This is a genomic window from Magnetococcales bacterium, assembly GCA_015228815.1.
In the GTDB taxonomy this organism is placed as follows: Bacteria; Pseudomonadota; Magnetococcia; order Magnetococcales; family UBA8363; genus UBA8363.
In genome coordinates, this window is sequence record JADGCV010000001.1 from 25,444 (window position 1) to 43,053 (window position 17,610).

A 17,610-nucleotide genomic window follows, 5' to 3' on the forward strand; every position below is an offset into this window, starting at 1 on the left:
TCAGGCCTCGGTCGGCAGGCTGAACAGATAACCCTCGCCGCGTATGGTGATGATCCTCGGGGAAACCTCGGGACCGGATCCAAGTTTGCGCCGCAGACTGCCGATGTGAAAATCGATGCTGCGGTCGTAGGGGATCAACTTTCTTCCCAGCCCCTTGAGGGAAAGGGTCTCCTTGGCGACCACCTTGCCGGCGGAACGGACCAGCAATTCCAGAATCTTGAATTCGGCGCTGGTCAATTCCAATGGCCGTTCGCCGACGCGAATCAGGCGTGCTCCAGGCAGGATCGTCATGTCACCCACACGGACCACCTCCATGTTTTCCGACAGGGCAGGCGCTCCCGTCTCGGTGCGACGCAGCACCGCCCGCAATCGTGCCGCCAGGACCTTGGGATTGCAGGGTTTGGCCAGATAATCGTCGGCGCCGATTTCAAGACCGACAATGGAATCATCCTCATCGCCACGAGCCGTCAGCATCAGGACCGGGGTCTCCTTGACCTTGCGCAGGCGACGAACCACTTCAAATCCATTCATCTTCGGCATCATGACATCAAGCACCAGGGCGTCGTAATCGGTTTGCGTCGCCCGCTGCAATCCCGCAGCGCCATCATGCGCCACATCGCAGGCAAACCCCTCCCCTTCCAGAAACCTGGAAAGCATGGCGCAAAATTTACGGTCATCATCGACAAGCAGAAGGCGGTGCATGTTTCTCCAATCGATCCTCGAATCCATCCCCACGGCGATGGATCATTGTACCGATTGAAACACCTTTGAAAAACCATTGAAAAACGTCCCTTGCAAATACTTGCAAAACACCGACACACCCAATCGTGAATTCCGCCGAAAAAGACCACAGCTTGCAAGGTCCCACACTGTCCGCCGACGGCATCCCCCTGAAGATGCCCCAGGATGGACGGATTGAAAGGTTTCCGGGGATACACCACAAGGATGGGACGCCATCCCGAGGAAAGAAAGACACCATCAAGAGGCAATTTTTTCCCGACGCACGGCCAACCGACGGAACAAAGTGCCTGATGTCTTCCAGAAACCTTTCGCGACTGTTGCGGATCTTTCCGCACCGATCCCAGAACCCGGTCTTCGGGTTCGACAAGAGCAAGGGAGTTTGAATGATGAATATCTCGATGAACAGCGCCATGATGGGAACGAACTCGATGCAGCGGATGGGTGGTCGCCCCCCCATGGGCAGCCCCCCTTCCGCCGACAAAATGATTGCCAAACTCGACAAAAACGGCGATGGCACGCTGGGCTCGGATGAAGTCAAAGGTAAACTGGCCGACGACTTCGGCACCGTCGATAGCGACAGCGACGGACAACTGACCGCCGACGAACTGGACGCAGCCCTCGAAAGCATTCGTGCCAAAATGGGCAACATGCCTGGTCCCATGGGGGCAAAAGGAGGTCAGGGCGGACCACAGGGGGCGGGCGGGCCGGGAGGCGCCGGTGGTCCCCCATCGGCGGCAGACCTGCTGTCGATGATGGACGATGACGAGGATGGAGCGATCGGATCGGATGAGGTCAAAGGTCCCCTGGCCGACAAATTCGATGCCGTCGATACCGATGACGACGGGGTCATCTCACAGGAAGAACTGGAGGTGGACCTTGAGGCGATGCAGAAAGAGCATGCCAGCCAGATGGAATCGCTGGTCGCGAGCGTCCAGGAAAACACCTCCTCGGTACCGACCACCTCGGGACAATCGACCAATCCCTATGAACGGTTGCAAAGCCTGCTGCAAAACCTGGGTCTCTCGGGCAACACTTCCTCACTTTTGACCACCAATCTGTTTGCTTGAGAATAAAAAATCTTTCAAGAAAACAGGGTGAATCGTCCACACAGGCTACAGCCGGCCTCCTCGCGAGGCCGGCGTAACCAGCAGTCGCCCTCTCCCGCAGGATGTGGACCGGGGTAAAGGCAAACAAACACTCCATGATTCAAAGGTCTGTCGCGATCCTTGTGGAGCCGTTTTCGCATATTATAATAATTAAGAATGCCGATCGCCCTATGGCATTCCCAAGGTGCGGCGCAGCACGACCACCGCGCTCGGGGTACGCCTGAGAAGACTTTGCAAAATCATTTTCCCCTGCCCCACCTCCGCCTGGGCATTGACCAGAAAGAACGCGCTTCGAACATCGATGTGGAGATCGGACAAACCCTGCAACTCCCCCTTGGCCTGGACCAGATTGGGATGGTTGCGGAACGCATCGATGGTGCGAAACGGTTCCATGAAACGCGATTTGACCACCTGTTCCGCATCCGACAGTCCAATGTTTCCCGCCAGGGCGCTCAACACCACCGCCGGGGCCGTGTTGACATTGATCGCCGTCCTTCCCGGCAACGCGACCACAAAAGGTTTCAATTTTTCCCAGATCTTGTCGTCGAAGCCCTGCACCAGCATCAATTCCGTCGCCGACTGCATCGACTGGTTGGCCGCGCCATAAGAAGCCGGAAGACGGCTGTAGGAATCGTTTTCCGCCCCCATCGCCCCGCCCCGCTCGCTGTCGGCATCGATCCAATCCGCCACCGCCGTCGCCAGCAACGGGTCCAGATCCAGCCGGTCCAACAAGCGTTCGAAAATGGCCATCGCCGTCGCATCCTGGCGACCATTGACGATCAGGCCATTCAGGTTGAAGCGCGATTGCACATCCTCGCTCCATCCCCACACCGTCGCCCCATCGACATCCATCGGGGCCATCCGCGCCGCCCACGGTTCATCCAGGGAATCCCAGGCATTGTCGCCCGCGGTCCGCAACAATACCGCCCGCGCCCAGGCCTCGCCCCCCATCACCAGGTTCCATCCCTGATCCCGTCCCATCAGGGAACCGGTCAAACGGGTCTGCATCTTCTGCCGGGTCGCCATGGCCACCATCGTGATGGTCGCCAGCGAAACGATCAAAAGCGCCGTGATCAACGCCACACCAAACTCTCCCCGACGGGCCGCGCCATCCACGCTCATGACCACCCCGGGGCCGGAGAAAGCTCAAAGATGCGGCGAATCCGACCGACCCCTTTTTTTTCCAAGGTCAGTTCGACCGCCCGCGGCAGCGTGACGGAAATGGCCACGGGGTCCTCCTCGCGCGGCCAGATCACCCCCTTCTCCCCCTTGTCGTCGATGAACGCCAACTCCAAAGTCAATACGCCCCGCACCAAAGGTTCATCATGATGGGGATTTTCTCCCAGGGTGTCCAGATGACGCCAGGAACGTCGGATCAGCACCCCCTCCTCGAACAACCAGGCCACCCGCTGAAATTCGCTCCGCGCCTCCAGTCGCGGATTGGACCGGCCCGCACGGGTCAACAGCAACCAGACGCTCCCCTGCTCCCCACCCCGGAACGCAGTTTCCGGTCGTCCCGTCGCCCCCATGACCGACCGGGAAACCGCCTGCGCCAGATCATTGCCCAACACCAGGTAGAACAGGTGCAATTCCTCCAGATTCCGGGTCCGCTCCTCGATGATGTCACGGGTCAACAACATGTTGGCAACACTTTGATAGGCCATGACCGACAACACCACAAATACCGAAAGGGCCACCAGCAGTTCCAGCAGGGTAAACCCCCGCGACCCGCCCCCGGTAACGACAGGTCCCTCACGGTTTGCCAAGATAGCCATTCAATACCGCCACCGGAGTCTGGGAACGGGCCGAATCCTGAAATACCGCCACCTCGATGCGACGGATATCGGGTTCCGGGGTATCGGAGATGGTCGCCCGCCAATACCATTGCCGCCATCCCAGTTGCTCTTCGCCAAACTGGGTCCCGGGATTGGGGAAAAAATTGAGCAATCGCCGTTCGACGATGCAATTCATCGCCACCCAATGGGCCATGGTCCGATCTTCCAAATCGGCGGCATTGCGCGCCTGCGCCCCGGTCGCCTTGACCACGCCGCCCAATACCAGGGACAATACCACCAGAGCCACCAGAACCTCGATCAGAGAAAAACCTCGGCGTCCCCGAAAAGGCGCCCACGCCGCAACAGGTGGAAATGGTATCTCCATCCCCACCCTGGGGGCATCCCCCGTCATTCCCGCGAAGGCGGGAACCTTTTTTTTCTTCAACGGATTGTTCTTTAAAAATATCCGCGTCCCACTCATGATGATTTGTCTTCCACCTTGACCGCCCCCACCAATCCACCCGTCACCTCGCGCCACCTTCCGGAGTGCGATTGAATCCGAACCTTGAAGGGGGTCCGCTCGCCGCCACTGAAAAAAAACAGATGCGGTTTCGGCGGTTCGTTCTTCGCTTCGACGGTGTCGTCCTTCGTCTCATCCGCCAAACCAAGGGCCAGATCATCGACCCAGACCGAAAAAAAATACCCCTCCGGCAGGAATCTTTCCCGCAACAGATCATCCCCCTTCATCGGCAACCAGCGGCCTTCCTCGTCGCGACGCCAAAAGGAAAAACCGTTCGTCGTAAACCGCACCCCGGTATCGCGAAAGGAAAGGAGCGATTCCCGCGAGGCAAACGAAAGGAGTTCCCGCAAACGACGCGCCTCTTCGGTCACCACCGAGTCGGGATCGTTGGTCCGGATCGAAACCACCGCCAACCCCGACAACAGGGCGATGATGAAAAAAACGACCAGCAGTTCCAGAAGGGTAAACCCTTGTTGAGAGGAAACGGCGACGATCGTCGGGTTGCCCGGTTCCGGACTCATGACCCGTCTCACCGGATCAGGGTATTGAGTTCGAAGACCGGAAGCAGGATGGCGACCACGATGGTCACCACCACCCCTCCCATCATCAGGATCAACAGCGGCTCCATGAGTCCGGTCAAGGTTGCGACAAAGGTTTCGACCTCCTGTTCCTGGGCTTCGGCGGCCCGTTCCAGCATCCCCGAAAGGTTGCCGCTCGCCTCGCCGCTCGCCACCAGATGGATGAGCATTGGTGGAAAAATGTTGGTTTCGTTCAACGCCGCATGGATGGCCCCCCCCTCCCGGACCTTGAGCGCCGCCCGTTCCACCGCCTTTTTCATCGGCAGGTTGACCAGTACCCGCGCCGAAATTTCCATCCCCTCCAGGGCAGGGACGCCGCTCGAGGTCAAAATGCCGAAGGTACGGGCAAAACGGGCCGCGTCCATCCCCCGTACCAGCGTGCGCACCAGAGGAAGCAGCAGCAACAATCGATGAAATTGATACCGCGCCGCCCTGTTTTTGAGCATCATGCCAAACCCTACCCACCCCAAAACCAGTCCCACCGCCAACAGCCATCCCCAGGAACGCAAAAAATCACTCAAAGCGATCAGGGCCCGGGTCAAGGCGGGCAGGTCCTGGTTGAAATCGGCAAAGACCTTGGAAACCTCGGGAACGACATACGTCAGAAGAGCCACCGTCACCCCCAGGGCGAACACCAACACCACCATGGGATAGATCATCGACAAACCAACCTTCTGCTTCAGTTTACGGCTGTTTTCCAGATAATCGGCCAACCGTTCGAGGACATTTTCCAGTTTTCCCGTCTGTTCGCCCGAGGCCACCGTCTCGCGGTAGAGATCGGAAAACAGGTGGGGATAGGCCCCCAGGGCTCGCGAAAAGGACTGCCCCTCCAACACCTGGGTCCGCACGGCAAGCATCAGCAGACGCATCCGTTTGTGGACGCTCTGTCGCGAAACCGCTTCCAGCGCCTCGGCCAGGGGAAGACCCGCCCGCACCAGTGTCGCCAGCTGCCGCGTCGCCAGAGTCAGATCCGAAAGACCAACCCGTCCCCCGCGAAACACCCCGCCCCGTCGCGACTGGTTTTTCTCCCGGACCTCCTGGATCGAAAGAAGCGACAGGCCCTGGTGTTTGAGCGTGACCCGAACCTCCCGTGCCGATTCCCCCATGGCCACCCCCTTTCGAGTATGGCCTTTCCGATCCAGCGCGGTATATTCGAATGCTCCCATTTCTCAACCTTTGGTAACTGCCCAGGTACCCCCAGGACTCAGGATTGGAGAGCCCCGAATCATTACCCTATTCCAAGGATTCAGAACCGCTCGAACTCATCCTCCCGATCGACCCCGGCCCCCATCTCCAATGCCACCCCTCCTTCATTCCCCCCACGCTTCAAATCCGCCCTTGCGGAAACCTGGGCCAGCTTTGGAGCGCCCGGAGCCGGTTTTGGCGTACTCCGCGCACCCTTCAACCCCGGCAACGTGGCACCCCCCGGACTCTTGGCCTTGCGTGACAAGGATCGCACCACCTCGCCTCCGGTCGCCATTCCCCCCTCAATCTTGAAAAAGCCAACCGCGCTCTTCAATTCCGCCGCCTGGGCTGACAATTCCTCCGCAGTCGCCGCCATCTCCTCGGAGGCACCGGCATTTTGTTGGATCACATGGTCAAGCTGTTGAATGGCCTGATTGATCTGAACCGCTCCGGAATTCTGTTCCCGGCTGGAAACGGCAATCTCCTGCACCAGGAGCGCGGTCTGGCGAATATCAGGGACAAGGATCGCCAGCATTTTTCCCGCCTTTTCCGCCACCGCAACGCTGGAAGCGGACAGCGAATTGATTTCACCCGCCGCATGTTGACTGCGTTCGGCCAGTTTACGAACCTCGGCGGCAACGACCGCAAAACCTTTGCCATGTTCGCCGGCCCGGGCCGCCTCGATGGCGGCGTTCAAGGCCAGAAGATTGGTTTGACGCGAAATTTCCTCGATGACCGAAATCCGATCGGCGATTTTTTTCATCGCCTCGACCGCACTGGCCACCGCCAGTCCGCTCTCCTGGGCATCGTTGGCCGCCTTTTTGGAAATTTCCTCGGTCCGTGTGGCGTTGTCGGTGTTGTTTTGAATGTTTCCCGCCATCTCCTCCATGGCCGATGAGGTTTCCTCAATGGAGGCCGCCTGTTCGACCGCCCCCTGGGACAACCCCTGGGAGGAGTCGGACAACTCCCTGGACCCCGCCGCCACCGAATTGGACGCCTGCGTGATCCTCTGGACCACCCCCCCGATTTGCGTCATCATCCGGGTCAGGTCGCCAAGCATCCGCCCCATTTCATCCTTGCGGTCCACCACCACCTTCTGGGTGAGGTCGCCTCCCGAAAGCCCTTCGAGAATATGACAACATTCGTTGATCGGACGGGTAATGCTCCGGGTGATGAACAACCCCAACACCAGGGACAAAAGGGTCCCCAAGACCATGCCGATCATCGATTGCCGCCTGGATCCATCCGCCACTCCAAAGGAGGCATCGAAGGCCTGCTTCATCAAGAGTTCCGCTTTTTCCTCAACCCCGGTGATCAGCGCGATCATCTTCTCACCGCTTTCGTCCGCCGCGTGATCGGTCTCCGAACGACGGGCCAATACTTCCGACCGGCTTTTCAAGGTTTTTCCAAGTCCCGCGACGCTCTTTTGGAACTCCTTGTCATGAATGGCATCAATCTGTTCGACCACGGTCAGAAGTCCGAGATCGTTGACAGCGGCGATTTGCCCCTCCGGAGTCTGGGCCCCTTTCCTCAAGGCCTCGATCCATTGATCGAATTCCTTCAAGGTTTCCAGGTAGTCCTGATACCCCTCTCCTTCGGCCTGTCGTTCCCGGGCCATCCTTTCGACGGCGATCCGACTGTTGGCCAGGGTGGTTTTGATTTCCATCGCCATGTCGGCCCAGGTGTTTTCGGTCCCGAGAATCTCCCTGGCGGCAACACCCGCCGCAATCCGTTCCTGAATCCGATCCTTGACCCGTTCTTCAAAGCTCGCCGCCAGTTGCGCAACCTGGTCGTAACTGGCCGCCATCTTCTTCAGGTTGGCCTCCAGTTCCCCTTCGAGGCGGAAGACCTCAAGGGTCATGTCGCGAATCGAGGCCAGCGCCGGAGCGAATCGATCGCCATGAAACCCCCTGGATTCCTCCACGATCCGCCGCATATCTTCGTCACGGGTGGCGTAATAGGTATCGTTGTCCAGGACCGCTCCCTCCAGGATCGCCTTGGAATAAGCCTGGAAGAGAGAGGAAACAACTTCGTGTTCCTTCCACCGTTCATCGAGTTCCTCTTCATTTTCCGCGGCGAGGAATTCCATGATCATCTGCATGTCCCTGGCCACCGCCAGCTTCATCTCCATGGCGGCATCCATGAGGGGAGCGGTGGCGCCGATCTCCTCCTCCCGATGCAACATGTTCCCGATGTTCATAAAATTGAGCCCGCCGATCACCAGCAATACCGCCGTAATCAGGACAAAGGCCCCCATCAATCGGGTGCCAATTCTTAAATCGTCGATACGCATCTTGTCACTCCCCCACCATTATCGTTATCAATCCAATCTTTCCATGATTGGTGCGTCCGGTAAACTCCTGAATTGTCCGATCCGCGATACAGCGGCCAGATACCGGAAAACTTAAAGACAGGCAACGCTCGCGTCAATTCTTAAGAACGCCCCCGGGGATCCCTAAACCCAAGAAAAGTCTGGAGTTGCCGCTGGATCGCGTCACGATCCCGAATCCGGGACTGTCCTTCGTCCCCTTCGGAAAAAAGAGCGGCAGTCGTCGCATGTTGCCTGAGAATGGCATCAAGGCGCCGCCGATGGAGATGGGCAATCATGGATTGAATCAGCTTTCGATCGGCCTCGCTCATGATCGAAAAAAGAGCGGAAACATGGTTGTGCGCCTCCAGGGAAGAATCATGGGCACCACCCTTGCGTTCCACCTTGCGCACCACCGCCTCTCCCCGTATCCAGTCCCCTTGAAAAGAAATTTCAAGATGAAGAGACGACCCGACCTCGGGAGGGTCCGATTCGGGCGGCATGGCGCATTCGAATTGACCCGAATTGATGTTCTCAAGGCGGACGGAAACCGGAGCGTGTCCTTCCCACACCAGTCGGGCAGAGACATTTTCCCGTGGCATCACATCGGCCCCGAGCCGCTCCTGTCCATCGGCGGCCAACAGTATGCCGAAAGCCTCGCCGAGTTCCTGGGGAGCGATCCGAAAAATGAGGCCGACCCCCTTGAAATTGACGTAACGGATTTGGACGGGAAAGGATTTCCTGTTGCCGAGGGCACCCAGTTCCAACACACCCTCGCATCCCATCAGGGAAGTGGAAACGGTCTGGAAGGTATTGAGAAAAACCCCGTTAAGGCTGAGATCCCGGGTCACCCCGACAAGCATCGCCGGTTTCACGTCCATGCCGGTCAGGACAAGCCGCCCCTGGAGGCGTCCCCAGATCCTTGGAAAGCGCCGCCGCCGTGGCGGGGCATCGTCGGAGTGTTTCGAGTCATGCATCCCGGCACCATGCGTTGCGGAAATCGTCCCGCCATACCCGCCCCCGGGACAGCGACGCGACGGTGTTCGCACTGCCGGGATGAACCATCCAATCGCATGTGTCTTTGAGACAGGGGAGGCAGAACGGAATCGATCTTGGCGGTTCAGGTTGCATACGGAGCGTCCGTCTCTTCCTCGGCCAGATATTCTTCCCAGAGCAGTTCACCCCACCGATCGCAACGCTCCTTGGCCTCCGTGGCGATTTTTCCCATGAGATCCATGGAAAGAGGCTTTTTCACGTAGTCAGCCGCCCCCAGGGCGAGCGCATCCATGGCGCGGTCGAGATCGCTGGCCCCGGTGATCACGATGAATTGAATCATCGGGTATTTTTTCTTGGCCTGACGAATGAACTGCAATCCATTGCCATCGGGAAGATTGATGTCTTGAAAGATGATCGCTGGATTTTCATTTTCCAGTTTGACCAGAGCCTCCTCGAAGGAGTTGGCGCCGATGAACACGACCTCGGAAAACTGGGGTTGGAATCTGAGATAACGTTCGATACTACGAATGATCTCGGGTTCGTCATCGACCGTCATGATCTTGAGCCTGCGCACCTCCCGCACCTCATCCATCGCTCCCCCTCCAAAACGAAAACCCCACGCCGCCCATTCCGGACTAAAGTCCCGCGACAGCGCCATCCGATCCGATTGTTATAAAAAATACAATGTATTCCCATCCGTTCCTTTCATTGACTTTAGCACAAACACAATCAAGGCGACAAGAGAAAGGTGACAGAGCCTGTGGGTGTTCCGCTTGTTGGACCGTTCCGCATTGTGCTACGATGGCGTCTCGTGAATATCCAATGAACCAATTCAGGATGAAAGCAATTTCTCATGCTTCTTCGACAACATGAACGCATCGCGTTCGATACCGAGGCAGTACTTTATTTTCAGGACAAGAAGGAATTCATCTGCCGCACACAGGACATCAGCGTCGGCGGCCTCAAGGTCGCCAACCCGGAAATGAAAAACCTGTACGGCTATATCGGCACCCGATGCGTCGTCGAATTCGCCGTTGGCGTCCCCACGGGAATCGAAATAAAGAACTTTTTCCTGCAAACCAAGGCGTTGGTCGTCAACGGCGATCTCAAGGGGATCGGACTGAAGTTCGAGGGGGTCGCGCAGGAATCCATGACCCTGCTTGAGAAACTGGTGAGCCGTCAACTCCATGAAACGGACCTGGACCGCCTGAAGAAGGATGAAGGGATCGCGATCAAGTCAGGACATGGTCGGGCCCTGGTCTCGCAGTTGGATGGTCTGATCGTCGAGTCGGTCAAGGAGGTGTTCATCGCCTTCCTCAACATCGACGTCACACCCGGTCCCTACCTGGAACGGCCTGCCTTCGAGGAGTACAAACCTCCAGAAACCGAAGTGACGGGCATCGTCCTGTTCAATGGCGCCCTCGAAGGGGGAATCCACCTGTCATCACCGCTCCATTTTGCCATCAAGGCGGCCGGGGCCATGCTCGGAGAGGCGGGACTTGAACTTCAATCCCAACAGGAAGACATGGTCTGGGACGCTTTGGGTGAAATCACCAACCAGGTCGCCGGAGGGGTCCAAACCCGCATCGCCAACGATTTCGATACCATCAACCTGACCGCGCCCAATATCGTCATCGGTCCCAAATTCCGCATCAACTACAGCAAAAACCTGACCAGCGTCCGCAAATTCTTCCGCACCCCGTTCGGTCCTTTTTTCATCGAATGTTTCTTTTCTTGAAAAAGCCTCGTTATGCCGGCCCCTTCGGCAAGAAGATCCAAGGAGGATCAAGCACATGAAAAAAATAATATACCTGCTGACCCTGCTCTCATCGTTTCTCTGGTTCCCGACGAGCCAGGCCGACTGGGTACCATTGGGAGACAAGGTGCATGCCTACGTCGGGAGCAAGGATGCTTCGCCAGCACACAGTTTTGCCGCCAACGCGGGCATCGTGATCGGTCGGGACGGCGTGCTGGTCGTGGATACCCTGATTTCCGCCCGCGAGGGGGAACGGTTTGTCGCCGACATCCGCAAGGTCACCGACAAACCGATCCTGTTCGTCGTCAATACCCACACCCATCTGGACCATGCCTTCGGCAACATTGTTTTCGCCCGCATGGGGGCAACCCTGATCTCTCATGAGGCCGAACAGGCAACGCTCGCCACCAAGGGCAGCGAAATGCTCAAAAACACGGGCGTCTACGGGCTCAAACCGGAAGATATGGCGGGAACGGAGATCGTGGTCCCCAGGCTTTCCTTCAATGGCCAGATGTCCGTCGATCTTGGCGGCGTGACCGTGCGGCTGATCCATTTGGGACCTTCCCATACATCGGGAAGCAGTGTCGTTTATATTCCCGAATCCAAAATCCTTTTCGCGGGCGACATCCTGTTTACCGATTTCCATCCCTATCTGGCCGATGCCGACTTCGACGGGTGGTCCAAAACACTCGACCAATTGATGGCCATGGAGGTCGAACGGATCATTCCCGGTCATGGTCCCCTCTCGACGAAAAAAGACCTTCAGGCCATGAAGGAATACCTTGCCCTGTTCGACACGAAGGCCAGAGAACTTGCCGCGACCACCCAAGATCCGGCAGTGATCGCACAACGACTGCTCGCCCTTCTGCCCAAACGGTCCCTGGCGGAATGGATGGTCGCCACCAACGTCAAGGGACGCTATCTCGGCAAGAAGTAGTCCCCCCAAATACCCCGAGGCACGATGCCCTTCGAATAAGGACACCGAAAAAACCCTTTCCCGAAGGTCATGAAGTTCCTGTCAAAACCCCGGCGCCGATCACCCTCCGAGCGAACATCCCGAATGTTCCGGGATTCGCTCGAAGGGTCCTCGGATCATCCCGCCAGTGGCGCCTCTTCCTCGTGAAGACGATCGTGGATCAGGATTTGAAGACGGCGCATGGCACGACTGAGCCCCGCCGATTCCTGGGCCAGGAGAAAATTATCCAGGCCACCTGCGGCGTCGAGCGTTCGGATCATGCTGGCGGGCATGGCCAGACGGATGCTTCTTCCCAGCGCCATGCTGTAGACCGCCTTGCGCTGCATGTTGGGCAGCCATTTTCTCCGCGATTTTCTGTTGGAGTGGGAGACCTTGTTGCCGGTTTGCGGGGCTTTGCCTCCGAGGACATGTTTTCTGGCCACGGTTTTCCTCTTGCTGTTAATGTAAATATGCCTGGAAGAAATAAGGAAAAGAGAGTACCATACCAGCTTCATTGGAATCGTGCAAGTCCAGTTTCTAAGGAAAGCGCGATCCAAACCGGCCAGTCCGCCGGAAAACGACTGCCCGGCGCAACCGGAGCCAAGCCAACGCCGGGACGAAGGGTTGGGTGGTCGCATCGTTTGACTTCGAGGATTGGAATGAGGGCATGTCGAAACTCGATCCGAACAAAAACATGGCGCAGTTGATCCGGGAAAATCCGCAACTTGCGGCAATTCTCCACAATCGGGGTATCGATTGTGGTTCCTGTCTGGCATCGCAGGTAGACACGCTCCTGGATGTCGTCAGGACCTACGATCTGGATCTGCGACAATTGCTCCTGGAGTTGGAACGGTCGCTCGATGAAGGCAACAGGGGATCGACCGCGGATTCATGACCAGAATCGCTTCGATACATGGTGCGACATTTCGGGCAGACAGGCGTCCTTGGTCCCACTTAAAAAAGACGAAATGATGCCCCCGGAAACAACGTTGACAGACATGGCGGGTTTTCAAATCATGGCAGCACGACAATTGGATGAAGTTCGCATGATGGTTTCACACCCCAGGCCCTTGCGCCAACATGGATCACGTTTCATGGGCATCGCGACCACGTTTCTTTTGTTCCTTGGAGCGTGTGTCTGGACCCCGCCGGCAGCCGATTCGGTGGCAGCCGGCGAACCCGAAGGAATCATTCCCGTCGAACAACGCCAGGGCGATGGATCCCAGGGAGAGGCGACGGAATACGATGGACCCGAGGCCGAGGATGGGCTCCCTGCCGATGCCACCGATGAACTGCCTTCGGTCGATCCGATCGGCGTGATGGAGGACGACGGTTCCGATGAGGAGGGCATGGCGATTGACAACAGCGGCGCCGAAACTTTCGATCCGTTCACCAATCTTGATGAAAATACCGACACCACCTATTTTTATCTGTTGGGTCAGCTCTTTCTGCGCGAAAGCAAGTGGCAGATGGCGGAGAAAGCCTTTTCCCGGGTCGCCGAAAGCGATCCCGAATCGATCGAGGCCAACCTGATCGTCGCCCACCTGGCCACCCAGCGTGGCGATCTGGAACAGGCGGTCCGATACACCACCGAGGTGGTCAAACGGGCCCCCGATCATCGGAAGGCGCGGTTTCTGTTGGCCGGATTGCTGACGGCCCGCAAGGAATATGACAAGGCGGTGGAACACTATGAAATTCTGCTGGCCGGGGAACCGAACCATCAGGCGGCGCGGCTGCTGCTGGCGCAACTGTATGGTCGTCTCAAAAAGATCGACAAGGCGCAGGCGGTCTTGGCCCCCCTGTTCAACGACAGGAAGATGGGGTGGAAGGCCCACCTGGCCCTGGGACGGGCCTATGTGAGTCTGCCCGACATGGGATTGGCGCTCAAATCCTTTCAGTCGGCACGCGCCTCCGATCCCGATGAGATCGAACCGGTCCTGGCGGTCGGCGCCGCCCTTCAGGAAATGAAACGGCCCGAGGAGGCGGAAAAATTGTATCGGGAATTCCTGGAAACCCATCCCGACAACAAGGCGATCCATGGCCGTCTGGGTCGGTTGCTGCTCAAACGCAACGACCGGATGGGAGCATTGGAGGAATTCCGGGCGATCACCCGCCTGGCCCCCGACAGCCTCCAGGCCCGCTTGACGACCGGTTTGCTGCTGGTCAGCGAAAAAAAATACGAAGAAGCCATCGTCGAACTTCGCCTTGTGGAGGCACTGCAACCGGAAAACAGCACGGTGCTGTACTACCTGGGACAGGCATTGGAAGCCACGAACCGGGATGACGAGGCCCAGGGAGCGTATGAAAAGATTCACAAGGGAGATCCATTCTTCGCCGAAGCGCATCTGCGTCTGGCCTTCCTCAACGTTTCCAAGGGAAAGCTGGAGGAAGGGATCGAAAAAATTCGCCAGTTGTTGAACGAGGATAAAAACAACACCGACCTTTATGGGGCCTTGAGCATCCTTCAGCTTCAGGCCAATCAGTTCGAGGCGGTGATCGCCACCTGCACCGAAGGTCTGGCCCTCGACGCAGGGCACGACCGTCTTCTCTTCAATCGGGCCATGGCGTTGGACAAGTTGAAACGGTGGACGGAAGCGGAACGGGATTTGAAGGTCTATGTCGAACGCAATCCCGATGACGCCCACGGTTTGAACTATCTGGGCTATAGTTGGGCCGATCGCGGCGAACACCTGGAGGAAGCCTTGAAGCTGATTCAACGGGCGGCGCAACTGGCCCCGGGGGATGGTTTCATTTCCGACAGCCTGGGATGGGTCTTATATCGCATGAACCGTCTGGAAGAGGCGTTGGTGCGCATGCGGGAGGCGGTGCGCATGGAAGCGGACGACCCCATCATTCGCGAGCATCTGGGAGATGTCCTTTTCGCCATGGGCAAGAAGGATGAGGCCTTGCAGGTCTGGAAAAAGGCGCTGTCGCTGGATACCAGCAATCAGGAATTGCAAAAGAAAATCAGCCATCACGAATCCAAGAAATGAAACTTTATCGCGGGAACATCCATGTTCCCTCCAAAATGAGCGTCAATCCTTTCCCTGGGCTGGTCCTGGCGGCAGTACTCATCCTTGGCATCGCCGGTTGCGCCGGAGGGCCGGATCCGGAAAAACGCGAACCCGTTGGTCATACCCGGATCGACCCCATCGACCATCCGGGCATGAAACGGTTTCGATCGGACCAGAAACAACGGCAACGGCTTACCGGTTCGTGGCAGGTCGATGGCAGCATGGAAATTCAATTGAAGGACGACGTGCGGCGCCATCGGATGGAATTGGAAGGACGTGGCGGACAACAGATCAGGCTGCGTATTTTCGGCCCCTTCCGCAATGTCGCCATGGAATTGACCATGATTCCCGAATGGTTGCGTCTTGTACATCCGGGAGACCGGGTGCGGCTCGAAGTGGCGGCGGAACGTTCGGGGATGGCAGCGTTGACGGGATTGGCCTTCAATCCTTCGTGGCTCTACCCGGCACTCATGGGCTGCGCCGCCGAACCCGCGGGATCGATGATTCGGGAAAAGGAAACTCTTGTGGGAGACAGCCGGTCTGGTGAAAAATTGTGGATCGATTCGCGCACCGGCGCGTTGAAAAAACGCACCCGCGTCGGTAATGGCGGCAGGCCGTTCACGGTCGAATACGAATGGCCGGAACAATCCCCGGATGCGATGAAAAATCACCTGCAGATGCCGTTGCGGGTGGACATTCGCCTGGAGGATGACGATTCGCGCCTCACCCTTTCCCTGAACGAATGGAAATTTTTCGATGGGGGCGGTGACTTGTTCGCCGCAGCGGATCGGCTTCCCCCGTTTCGGGTGCTTTATCCTGAAATCGGCGATGGCGGATCGCCATGACACGCCGTTTTCGCGCCCCGGCCAAGGTCAATCTGTCGCTTGAAATCCTTGGCCGCAGGGAGGATGGATACCATATCCTGGACAGTATCATGGCTTTTTTTCCATGGTACGACCATCTGGAGGTCACATGCGGCGGAAGCGCGGTCACCCTGGAATGCCATCCCACGGTAACGGTGGCGGCGGAAGAAAATCTGGTCCATCGTGCCGCGGTCGGACTCAAGAAAAAGGCTGGGATCACGACCGGCGTCCACCTGGCTCTGTTCAAGGAAATTCCCCACGGGGCCGGTTTGGGTGGTGGTTCCTCGGATGCGGCGTTGACGCTCCTGGCGTTGAACCGGATGTGGCAATTGAACTGGTCCGTGGACGAACTGAGCCTTCTCGGAGTGGAACTGGGCGCGGACGTGCCATTCTTTCTTGGCGGACATGCGGCCCGGGTCGGTGGCATCGGTGAACGAATCACCCCTCTGCCCGGGATGCGGGAATGGGAACTGGTTGTCGTTCATCCCGGAATCATGCTCGCCACGGCAGCCGTCTACAGGGGAATCACCCCCCGCATGTTGGCACAATGGGCGCAAGAATCCACCCTCCAGGAAGAAGGCCCGGAGTCTCCGAGATGGCGGTTTGAAAACCACCTGGAACAGATTGCCCGGACGCTGACGCCCCTCATCGAGGTGGTCGCGCAACAGTTGCACGCCGTTGGCGCCCGATCGACGCTGATGTCGGGCAGCGGTTCGGCGGTTTTCGGTGTCTTTGATCATGGCGACCAGGCACGTGAAGCGGCCACACAAATCTCCCGTTCCCATCCCGAATGGCGGGTCAGGCAAGGACGAACGTTCACTATTCATCCATTTGACCGGGAATGGCAATCCGGTATATAAAGGGAGCCATCTCCTTCCTTGGGCCGTCGCCAAGCGGTAAGGCACCGGATTTTGATTCCGGCATTCCTAGGTTCAAATCCTAGCGGCCCAGCCACACCATCATGATCACCCCGTTTCACTTTCTTTAGAACCGTTCCTGCCCTGTCGCCCAAAAATCAAGTGACATGATCACACCTCCGTCCTTGTTTTGACTTCAGAACCACTGGAGAAAGAAAATGTCTCGAACCGTTACCCTGGAAGATGTCTGGAAGGCGTTCCTGGAAACAGACCGTAAAATGCAGGAAACAGACCGTAAAATGCAGGAAACAGACCGTAAAATGCAGGAAACAGATCTCAGGTTGCGAACAACCAACGAGGAAACGGACCGAATGATTCGGGAAATGTCCGTCGAGACTGCCCGTCGGCAACAGGAGACAGATCGCCTGATACAGGAGACCGCCCGTCGGCAACAAGAGACAGATCGCCTGATACAAAAGACGAGTCAAGAAATCGAGAAGGTCAACAAACAGCTCAACCAACAGATTGGCAAGCTGGGGGGACGCATGGGAGAATTCGTGGAGGGATTGGTCGCTCCCGCATGCAAAACCCTGTTTGTGCAAAGAGGCATCCCGGCGCACAAGGTCAGCCGACGAATGGAAGCGGAGTTGCCGGGCGACCGACGCATGGAAATCGATCTTTTCGTGGTCAACACCAATGCCACGATTCTGGTGGAGGTCAAAAGCAAATTGACGGTGGAAGATGTACGCGACCACCTGTCACGCCTGGAAGCGTTCAAGGAGTTCTTCCCGGAGTATGCCGACAAGCGGACGATGGGAGCGGTCGCCGCCATGGTCATTGAAGAGAAGGTCGTGAATTTCGCCATCAAGAAAGGATTGTTCGTCCTCATGCAGACGGGTGAAACAATTCACCTTGCCAACGATGCGGATTTCACTCCACGGGAATGGTAAGCGGAT

18 protein-coding genes and 1 tRNA gene are annotated in these 17,610 nt (G+C 57.6%); 9 read left to right on the plus strand and 10 right to left on the minus strand.

Annotated features, from left to right (window positions below):
* Positions 1 to 702 (minus strand): response regulator transcription factor, encoded by a 702-nt coding sequence (locus HQL76_00095; protein MBF0107564.1) that lies wholly within the window; start codon positions 700 to 702, stop codon positions 1 to 3.
* 422 nt (positions 703 to 1,124) lie between these two features.
* On the opposite strand from HQL76_00095, the gene HQL76_00100 reads away from it, so the two are divergent.
* The gene (locus HQL76_00100) at positions 1,125 to 1,808 is read left to right on the plus strand and encodes an EF-hand domain-containing protein (GenBank protein ID MBF0107565.1); all 684 of its coding nucleotides are present in this window, start codon (positions 1,125 to 1,127) and stop codon (positions 1,806 to 1,808) included.
* Positions 1,809 to 2,015: 207 nt separating this feature from the next.
* Here HQL76_00100 and gspK read toward each other — a convergent pair whose 3' ends face one another.
* The 8 genes from gspK to HQL76_00140 form a co-directional block, all read right to left on the minus strand.
* Positions 2,016 to 2,969, minus strand: a complete 954-nt coding sequence (gene gspK / locus HQL76_00105) for a type II secretion system minor pseudopilin GspK (GenBank protein ID MBF0107566.1) — start codon at positions 2,967 to 2,969, stop codon at positions 2,016 to 2,018.
* A complete protein-coding gene (gene gspJ, locus HQL76_00110; GenBank protein ID MBF0107567.1) occupies positions 2,966 to 3,622 on the minus strand; it encodes a type II secretion system minor pseudopilin GspJ in 657 nt (218 codons plus the stop codon). The genes gspK and gspJ overlap by 4 nt, the downstream gene beginning before the upstream one ends.
* On the minus strand, positions 3,600 to 4,103 hold the full coding sequence (gene gspI / locus HQL76_00115; GenBank protein ID MBF0107568.1) for a type II secretion system minor pseudopilin GspI: 504 nt from the start codon (positions 4,101 to 4,103) through the stop codon (positions 3,600 to 3,602). The genes gspJ and gspI overlap by 23 nt, the downstream gene beginning before the upstream one ends.
* Entirely contained in the window at positions 4,100 to 4,663 is a 564-nt protein-coding gene (gene gspH / locus HQL76_00120) for a type II secretion system minor pseudopilin GspH (protein ID MBF0107569.1), read from the minus strand. Before gspH ends, gspI begins: the two co-directional genes overlap by 4 nt.
* Before the next feature lie 8 nt (positions 4,664 to 4,671).
* Positions 4,672 to 5,886, minus strand: coding sequence for a type II secretion system inner membrane protein GspF (gspF, locus tag HQL76_00125; GenBank protein ID MBF0107570.1), 1,215 nt, complete (start codon positions 5,884 to 5,886; stop codon positions 4,672 to 4,674).
* Between the two features lie 80 nt (positions 5,887 to 5,966).
* A complete protein-coding gene (locus HQL76_00130) occupies positions 5,967 to 8,048 on the minus strand; it encodes a methyl-accepting chemotaxis protein (GenBank protein ID MBF0107571.1) in 2,082 nt (693 codons plus the stop codon).
* A 290-nt stretch (positions 8,049 to 8,338) separates the two neighbouring features.
* The gene (locus HQL76_00135; protein MBF0107572.1) at positions 8,339 to 9,190 is read right to left on the minus strand and encodes a hypothetical protein; all 852 of its coding nucleotides are present in this window, start codon (positions 9,188 to 9,190) and stop codon (positions 8,339 to 8,341) included.
* A 143-nt stretch (positions 9,191 to 9,333) separates the two neighbouring features.
* Entirely contained in the window at positions 9,334 to 9,867 is a 534-nt protein-coding gene (locus HQL76_00140; GenBank protein MBF0107573.1) for a response regulator, read from the minus strand.
* Positions 9,868 to 10,062: 195 nt separating this feature from the next.
* Between HQL76_00140 and HQL76_00145 the strand changes: the two genes are divergently transcribed.
* The gene (locus tag HQL76_00145) at positions 10,063 to 10,947 is read left to right on the plus strand and encodes a chemotaxis protein CheX (protein MBF0107574.1); all 885 of its coding nucleotides are present in this window, start codon (positions 10,063 to 10,065) and stop codon (positions 10,945 to 10,947) included.
* A gap of 55 nt (positions 10,948 to 11,002) precedes the next feature.
* Positions 11,003 to 11,902, plus strand: coding sequence for an MBL fold metallo-hydrolase (locus HQL76_00150; protein MBF0107575.1), 900 nt, complete (start codon positions 11,003 to 11,005; stop codon positions 11,900 to 11,902).
* Between the two features lie 155 nt (positions 11,903 to 12,057).
* On the opposite strand, the gene rpmB is transcribed toward HQL76_00150, so the two are convergent.
* Complete coding sequence (gene rpmB / locus HQL76_00155) at positions 12,058 to 12,363, minus strand: 50S ribosomal protein L28 (GenBank protein ID MBF0107576.1); 306 nt, start codon at positions 12,361 to 12,363, stop codon at positions 12,058 to 12,060.
* 224 nt (positions 12,364 to 12,587) lie between these two features.
* On the opposite strand from rpmB, the gene HQL76_00160 reads away from it, so the two are divergent.
* The 6 genes from HQL76_00160 (at position 12,588) to HQL76_00185 (ending at position 17,604) form a co-directional block, all read left to right on the plus strand.
* On the plus strand, positions 12,588 to 12,815 hold the full coding sequence (locus tag HQL76_00160) for a hypothetical protein (protein ID MBF0107577.1): 228 nt from the start codon (positions 12,588 to 12,590) through the stop codon (positions 12,813 to 12,815).
* Positions 12,816 to 13,014: 199 nt separating this feature from the next.
* On the plus strand, positions 13,015 to 14,913 hold the full coding sequence (locus HQL76_00165; protein MBF0107578.1) for a tetratricopeptide repeat protein: 1,899 nt from the start codon (positions 13,015 to 13,017) through the stop codon (positions 14,911 to 14,913).
* The gene (locus HQL76_00170) at positions 14,910 to 15,779 is read left to right on the plus strand and encodes a hypothetical protein (GenBank protein ID MBF0107579.1); all 870 of its coding nucleotides are present in this window, start codon (positions 14,910 to 14,912) and stop codon (positions 15,777 to 15,779) included. Before HQL76_00165 ends, HQL76_00170 begins: the two co-directional genes overlap by 4 nt.
* The gene (gene ispE, locus HQL76_00175; GenBank protein ID MBF0107580.1) at positions 15,776 to 16,657 is read left to right on the plus strand and encodes a 4-(cytidine 5'-diphospho)-2-C-methyl-D-erythritol kinase; all 882 of its coding nucleotides are present in this window, start codon (positions 15,776 to 15,778) and stop codon (positions 16,655 to 16,657) included. Before HQL76_00170 ends, ispE begins: the two co-directional genes overlap by 4 nt.
* Positions 16,658 to 16,676: 19 nt before the next feature.
* Positions 16,677 to 16,751 (plus strand) — tRNA-Gln (locus tag HQL76_00180).
* 121 nt (positions 16,752 to 16,872) lie between these two features.
* Positions 16,873 to 17,604 (plus strand): hypothetical protein, encoded by a 732-nt coding sequence (locus HQL76_00185; protein MBF0107581.1) that lies wholly within the window; start codon positions 16,873 to 16,875, stop codon positions 17,602 to 17,604.
* Positions 17,605 to 17,610 lie beyond the last annotated feature (6 nt).

Bases quoted from the DNA above. Each gene is read 5' to 3' on its own strand.
- HQL76_00095 (MBF0107564.1), bottom strand. From the start codon at position 702: ATGCACCGCCTTCTGCTTGTCGATGATGACCGTAAATTTTGCGCCATG.
- HQL76_00100 (MBF0107565.1), top strand. From the start codon at position 1,125: ATGATGAATATCTCGATGAACAGCGCCATGATGGGAACGAACTCGATG.
- gspK (MBF0107566.1), bottom strand. From the start codon at position 2,969: ATGAGCGTGGATGGCGCGGCCCGTCGGGGAGAGTTTGGTGTGGCGTTG.
- gspJ (MBF0107567.1), bottom strand. From the start codon at position 3,622: ATGGCTATCTTGGCAAACCGTGAGGGACCTGTCGTTACCGGGGGCGGG.
- gspI (MBF0107568.1), bottom strand. From the start codon at position 4,103: ATGAGTGGGACGCGGATATTTTTAAAGAACAATCCGTTGAAGAAAAAA.
- gspH (MBF0107569.1), bottom strand. From the start codon at position 4,663: ATGAGTCCGGAACCGGGCAACCCGACGATCGTCGCCGTTTCCTCTCAA.
- gspF (MBF0107570.1), bottom strand. From the start codon at position 5,886: ATGGGAGCATTCGAATATACCGCGCTGGATCGGAAAGGCCATACTCGA.
- HQL76_00130 (MBF0107571.1), bottom strand. From the start codon at position 8,048: ATGGATGCCGCCATGGAGATGAAGCTGGCGGTGGCCAGGGACATGCAG.
- HQL76_00135 (MBF0107572.1), bottom strand. From the start codon at position 9,190: ATGCATGACTCGAAACACTCCGACGATGCCCCGCCACGGCGGCGGCGC.
- HQL76_00140 (MBF0107573.1), bottom strand. From the start codon at position 9,867: ATGGCGCTGTCGCGGGACTTTAGTCCGGAATGGGCGGCGTGGGGTTTT.
- HQL76_00145 (MBF0107574.1), top strand. From the start codon at position 10,063: ATGCTTCTTCGACAACATGAACGCATCGCGTTCGATACCGAGGCAGTA.
- HQL76_00150 (MBF0107575.1), top strand. From the start codon at position 11,003: ATGAAAAAAATAATATACCTGCTGACCCTGCTCTCATCGTTTCTCTGG.
- HQL76_00160 (MBF0107577.1), top strand. From the start codon at position 12,588: ATGTCGAAACTCGATCCGAACAAAAACATGGCGCAGTTGATCCGGGAA.
- HQL76_00165 (MBF0107578.1), top strand. From the start codon at position 13,015: ATGGGCATCGCGACCACGTTTCTTTTGTTCCTTGGAGCGTGTGTCTGG.
- HQL76_00170 (MBF0107579.1), top strand. From the start codon at position 14,910: ATGAAACTTTATCGCGGGAACATCCATGTTCCCTCCAAAATGAGCGTC.
- ispE (MBF0107580.1), top strand. From the start codon at position 15,776: ATGACACGCCGTTTTCGCGCCCCGGCCAAGGTCAATCTGTCGCTTGAA.
- HQL76_00185 (MBF0107581.1), top strand. From the start codon at position 16,873: ATGTCTCGAACCGTTACCCTGGAAGATGTCTGGAAGGCGTTCCTGGAA.